At 71.3% G+C, this 4,910-nt stretch carries 4 protein-coding genes; all 4 read left to right on the forward strand.

The features are described from left to right. Positions 1-125 precede the first annotated feature (125 nt). The 4 genes from ACFUEL_RS33935 to ACFUEL_RS33950 all read left to right on the forward strand — a co-directional run bounded on the left by ACFUEL_RS33935 (position 126) and on the right by ACFUEL_RS33950 (position 4,698). Positions 126-1,172, forward strand: a complete 1,047-nt coding sequence (locus tag ACFUEL_RS33935) for a LacI family DNA-binding transcriptional regulator (protein ID WP_380241137.1) — start codon at positions 126-128, stop codon at positions 1,170-1,172. A 171-nt stretch (positions 1,173-1,343) separates the two neighbouring features. Beyond that, positions 1,344-2,705, forward strand: a complete 1,362-nt coding sequence (locus ACFUEL_RS33940; protein ID WP_380241139.1) for an extracellular solute-binding protein — start codon at positions 1,344-1,346, stop codon at positions 2,703-2,705. Positions 2,706-2,832: 127 nt separating this feature from the next. Then, positions 2,833-3,795 (forward strand): carbohydrate ABC transporter permease, encoded by a 963-nt coding sequence (locus ACFUEL_RS33945; RefSeq protein WP_380241141.1) that lies wholly within the window; start codon positions 2,833-2,835, stop codon positions 3,793-3,795. A gap of 12 nt (positions 3,796-3,807) precedes the next feature. Then, positions 3,808-4,698: a carbohydrate ABC transporter permease gene (locus ACFUEL_RS33950; RefSeq protein ID WP_380241143.1), complete on the forward strand. Its 891-nt coding sequence runs from the start codon at positions 3,808-3,810 to the stop codon at positions 4,696-4,698. Positions 4,699-4,910: the final 212 nt, after the last annotated feature.

Raw genomic sequence — 4,910 nt, forward strand, 5'->3', positions numbered from 1 at the left:
CAGCACGCTGGCGCCACGCGGAACTGTCTACCGCCTGCTTCCTCGCCTCCGCAATCACCAGCTCCACTTTCGTTGATTTTCATCGTCCGGTCGTTTTTTTGCGTTCACGTCGGTACGCTTCGGTCATGACGAAGAAGCTGGACGAGGTGGCCCGGTTCGCCGGAGTGAGCTCCGTGACGGTGAGCCGGGTGCTGCGCAACCGGCCGGGGGTGGCGCGGGAGACGCGGGAGGCGGTGCTGACCGCGCTGGACGTGATGGGGGTGGAGCGGCCCGCGGCGTTCCGGGCGGAACGGGCGCCGCTGGTGGGGCTGGTGGTGCCTGACCTGCAGAATCCGGTCTTCCCGGGGTTCTGCGAGGTGCTGGCGGGGGCGCTGAGCAAGCAGGGGCTGATGCCGGTGCTGTGCACCCGGACGGCGGACGGGGTCTCGGAGGCGAACTACATCGAGATGCTGCTGCGGCAGAACGTCGCCGGGATCGTGTTCGTGGGGGCCAGCTACGCGGACGCCGGGCCGGAGCAGGGGCGGGCGCTGCGGGAGCGCGGGGTGCCGGTGGTGCTGATCAACGCGGCGGACGGGCACCGGGGTTCGGCGCTGATCTCGGCCGACGACGCGGCCGCCGTCGAGCAGTCGCTGGCCCACCTGGAGGCGCTCGGGCACGAGCGGATCGGACTGCTGCTCGGCCCGGCCGGACACGTGCCGTCCGTGCGCAAACTGGACGCGTTCGCCCGCCACCTGCGCCGACGCGGGCGGGAGGGGGAGCTGGGCCGGCTGGTGGCGCACGCGATGTTCTCGATGGACGGCGGGGCGGCGGCCGTGCCCCGGCTGGTGGAGGCCGGGGTGAGCGCGGTGGTGTGCGCGAGCGACGCGCTGGCGCTGGGTGCGGTGCGGCGGCTGCGGCGGGAGGGGCTGGTGGTGCCGCGGGACGTGTCGGTGATCGGGTTCGACGACTCCCCGTACATGATCGCCACCGATCCGCCGCTCACCACGGTGCGCCAGCCGGTGGCCGCGATGGCCGCGGCGGCGGCGAAGGCCCTGGTGGACCAGATCGAGGGCCGCCGGGCCCAGTGGGAGGAGGTGCTGTTCGAGCCGGAACTGATCGTGCGCGGTTCGACCTGCGCGGCGCCCGCGCTGGTGGCCTCCCGGGGCTGGGGCGGTGGCGAAGCGGATTCGTGACGCAAGGATGTTGCGTCATCCCGTTGACTTCTTGCGTTCACGATGTCAGTGTTCGGGTCACCGAAGAGCGCCCGGTGACACCGGTCCGGGCCTCTCCTCCGTCACACCGTTTGCGTCCCGGACCGAGCTCCGTGCAAGCGGTTGCAGGATCCACGGAAGGTCCGAAACATCATGGGAAGCAACAGAATCCGCCGTGCCTCCGCCGTGGCGCTGGCCGCGGCCACCGCCTTCGCCGCGACCGCCTGCGGCAGCGGCGGCGGCAGCGGCTCGGGCGACACCGGGGGCGTGGTCACCATCTCCGTCAACGGCCTTCCCCCGGCCACCCAGACCGTGGACCGCAAGAACTTCGAGGACGACGTCAAGGCGTTCGAGGCCAGCCACCCGAACATCAGGATCGACGCCCACGAGGGCCTGATGGACCCGAAGACCTTCGCCGCGAAGCTGGCCGGCGGACAGCTGGAGGACGTCTACTACGTCTACTTCACCGACCCGGCCGGCCTGATCCAGCGCCACCAGGCCGCCGACATCACCCCGTACCTGAAGGACGTCCCCGCGCTCGCCGACGTCAAGCCCGGCCTGCAGGACGTCTTCAAGGGCAAGGACGGCAAGGTCTACGGCCTGCCCACCGGCAACTACTCGATGGGCCTGGTCTACAACCGCGAACTGTTCACCAAGGCCGGCCTCGACCCGGACAAGCCGCCGACCGACTGGGACGGGGTCCGCACCGCCGCGCAGAAGATCACCGCGCTCGGCGACGGCACCGTCGGCTACGCCGACTTCTCCAAGAACAACCAGGGCGGCTGGCACCTGACCTCGTGGATCTACTCGCTGGGCGGCGACGTCGCCACCCGGGACGACTCCGGCAAGTGGAAGGCCGCCGTCGACTCCGACGCGGCGCACAAGGCGCTGCAGTACCTGCACGACATGCGGTGGACCGACGACAGCATGGGCAGCCGCCAACTGCTGGAGATCCCCGACGTCCAGAAGATGATGGGCGCGGGCAAGCTCGGCATGTACCTCGCCGGCCCCGACAACATCCCCACCATCGTCAAGCAGTTCGAGCGCAAGTACGACGAGTACGGCCTGGCCGCGATGCCCGGCACCGCGACCCTCGGCGGCGGCGACGGCTTCATGTTCAACCCCAAGGACACCCCGGCGAAGATCAAGGCCGGCCTGGCCTGGGTCCAGTGGAAGTACCTCGACCCGGAGCACGAGGAGACGGCGACCAAGAAGTCGGCCGGCTCCGACATCCCGATCGGCCTGCCCCAGCCCGACCTGCTGGACGGCAAGAACGGCGACGCCGTCCGGGCGATCCACGCCAAGTACGCGAACGTGCCGCAGAAGAACTACCAGCCGTTCGTGGACCGTTCCGCGGAGGTCGAGGTCAAGGTCGAGCCGCCGAACGCGCAGCAGATCTACACCGTGCTGGACGGCGTGATGCAGGCCGTGCTGACCAAGCAGGACGCCGACCTCGACGGCCTGCTGAAGGACGCGCAGAAGAAGGTCGACAGCATCCTCGCCACCGCGCTGTGAGCCCGCGGGCGCGGCCGGCCGCCGGCCCCGCCGCGCCCGCCCCTCCGCCGCGCCCGTCCCTCCGCCGCGCCCGCTCCTCCGGCCCCGCCGGATCCCCCGCTCCCGCCCGAGCCGAAAGCCACCCGTCATGAAGGTCGACACCGTCGGCGCCCCGCGCCGCACCCGGCGGCCCGCCGCCGACCCCGCACCGCCCCCGTCCTCCTCCTCCCCGCGCCGGGCGGGACTGCGCCGCCGCATCGCCGACAACCTCGTCGGGTACCTGTTCCTCGCCGCCGGCATCCTCGCCTTCGCGCTGTTCTCCTGGTACCCGATCGTCCGCGGCTTCCTGCTCAGCTTCCAGCAGGTCAACTTCGCCGGACCCGCCGACTGGGTCGGCCTGGACAACTTCCACCGCCTGTTCGCCGACCCGCTGTTCCTCACCGCCTGGCGCAACACCCTGTGGTTCACCGCGCTGGCCCTGGTGTTCGGCTTCGCCGCGCCGTTCGTCACCGCCGTCGTGCTCAACGAACTGCGCCACGGCCGCGCCTACCTGCGGATGACCGTCTACCTGCCGGTGATGCTGCCGCCGATCGTCACCGTCCTGCTGTGGCGCTGGTTCTACGACCCGGGCCCGGGGCTGTTCAACCACGCGCTGGGAATCCTGCACCTGCCCCCGCAGCAGTGGCTGGAGTCGGAGAACCTGTCGATGCTGTCGCTCGTCCTGGTCTCCACCTGGGCCAACATGGGCACCACCACGCTGATCTACCTCGCCGCCCTCCAGGGCGTGCCCGGCGAACTGTACGAGGCCGCGCAGCTCGACGGCGCCTCGATCCGGCAGCGGCTGTGGCACGTGACGATCCCGCAGATGCGCTTCATCCTGCTGATCACCCTGCTGCTCCAGGTCATCGGCACCATGCAGGTGTTCATCGAACCCTTCGTGCTGACCGGCGGCGGCCCGAACGACGCCACCGTCACCGTCCTGCTGCTGCTCTACCGCTACGCCTTCGTCTACAACGACTTCGGCCTGGCCAGCGCCATGAGCACCGTCCTGTTCGTCGTCCTCGGCGCCTTCGCCGGCCTCTACCTGCGCCTGACCCGCTCCAAGGGCTGAGAGGAACCCGCCATGGCCACCGCCGAATCCGCCGCCCGCACCCTCGTCGCCCCCGCCGAACTCGACCGGCCGCTCGGGCGCCTGCTCTACCGCACCGTGCTGGGCACCGTCCTGGTCACCTTCACCGCCGCGTTCGTCTTCCCGCTGTACTGGCTGGTCTCCGGCGCGCTGAAGTCCTCCGCCGAACTCGCCGACCCGAACCCGACGCTGCTCCCGCAGAGCTTCCACCCCGAGAGCTACCGCCAGGCGTGGAGCAGCACCGGACTGGGCCACTACTTCCTCAACACCCTGCTGCTGGCCGCCGGCGCGCTGCTGTTCCAGCTGGTGGTGGACGTCTGCGCGGCGTACGCGCTGTCCAAACTGCGGCCGGTGCTGGGCAACGTCGTGCTCGGGATGATGCTGGCCACCCTGATGCTGCCGGTCTCCGCGCTGCTGGTGCCCACCTACCTGACGGTGGTGGACATCCCGCTGATCCACGTCAACCTGATCAACACGCCGTTCGCGATCTGGCTGCCCGCCTGCGCCAACGCCTTCAACATCTTCGTGCTGAAGCGGTTCTTCGACCAGATCCCGGAGGAGCTGATCGACGCCGCCCGGATCGACGGCGCCGGGCCGGTGCGGATCCTGCTGCACGTGGTGCTGCCGCTGGCCCGGCCCGTCCTGGCCGTGGTGTCCATCTTCGCCGTGGTCGGGGTCTGGAAGGACTTCCTGTGGCCGATGCTGACGCTGCCCGACCCCAAGGGCCAGCCGATCACCGTCGCCCTCAACGCCCTCGCCAACGACATGCCCGCCAACCAGCTGCTGGCCGGAATGGCGATGGCCGCCGTCCCGCTGCTGGTGGTCTTCCTGCTGTTCCAGCGGCACATCATGGCGGGCCTGACCGCCGGCAGCCTCAAGGGCTGACAGCCCCGACAGGCGGACGAGTCGACGGACCGCCGGCTCGCGCCCCCCGCCGTCCCCGGTGCGGACCTCCCGGGGACGGCCGCCCCCACCCACCCCGGGCCCGGCCCACCCCCCCCCCCCCCCCCCCCCCGCCCCCCCCCCCCCCCCCCCCCCCCCCCCCCCCCCCCCCCCCCCCCCCCGCCCCCCCCCCCCCACCCCCCCCCCCCCCGTAC

This window comes from Kitasatospora sp. NPDC057198 (assembly GCF_042670125.1).
GTDB lineage: Bacteria > Actinomycetota > Actinomycetes > Streptomycetales > Streptomycetaceae > Kitasatospora.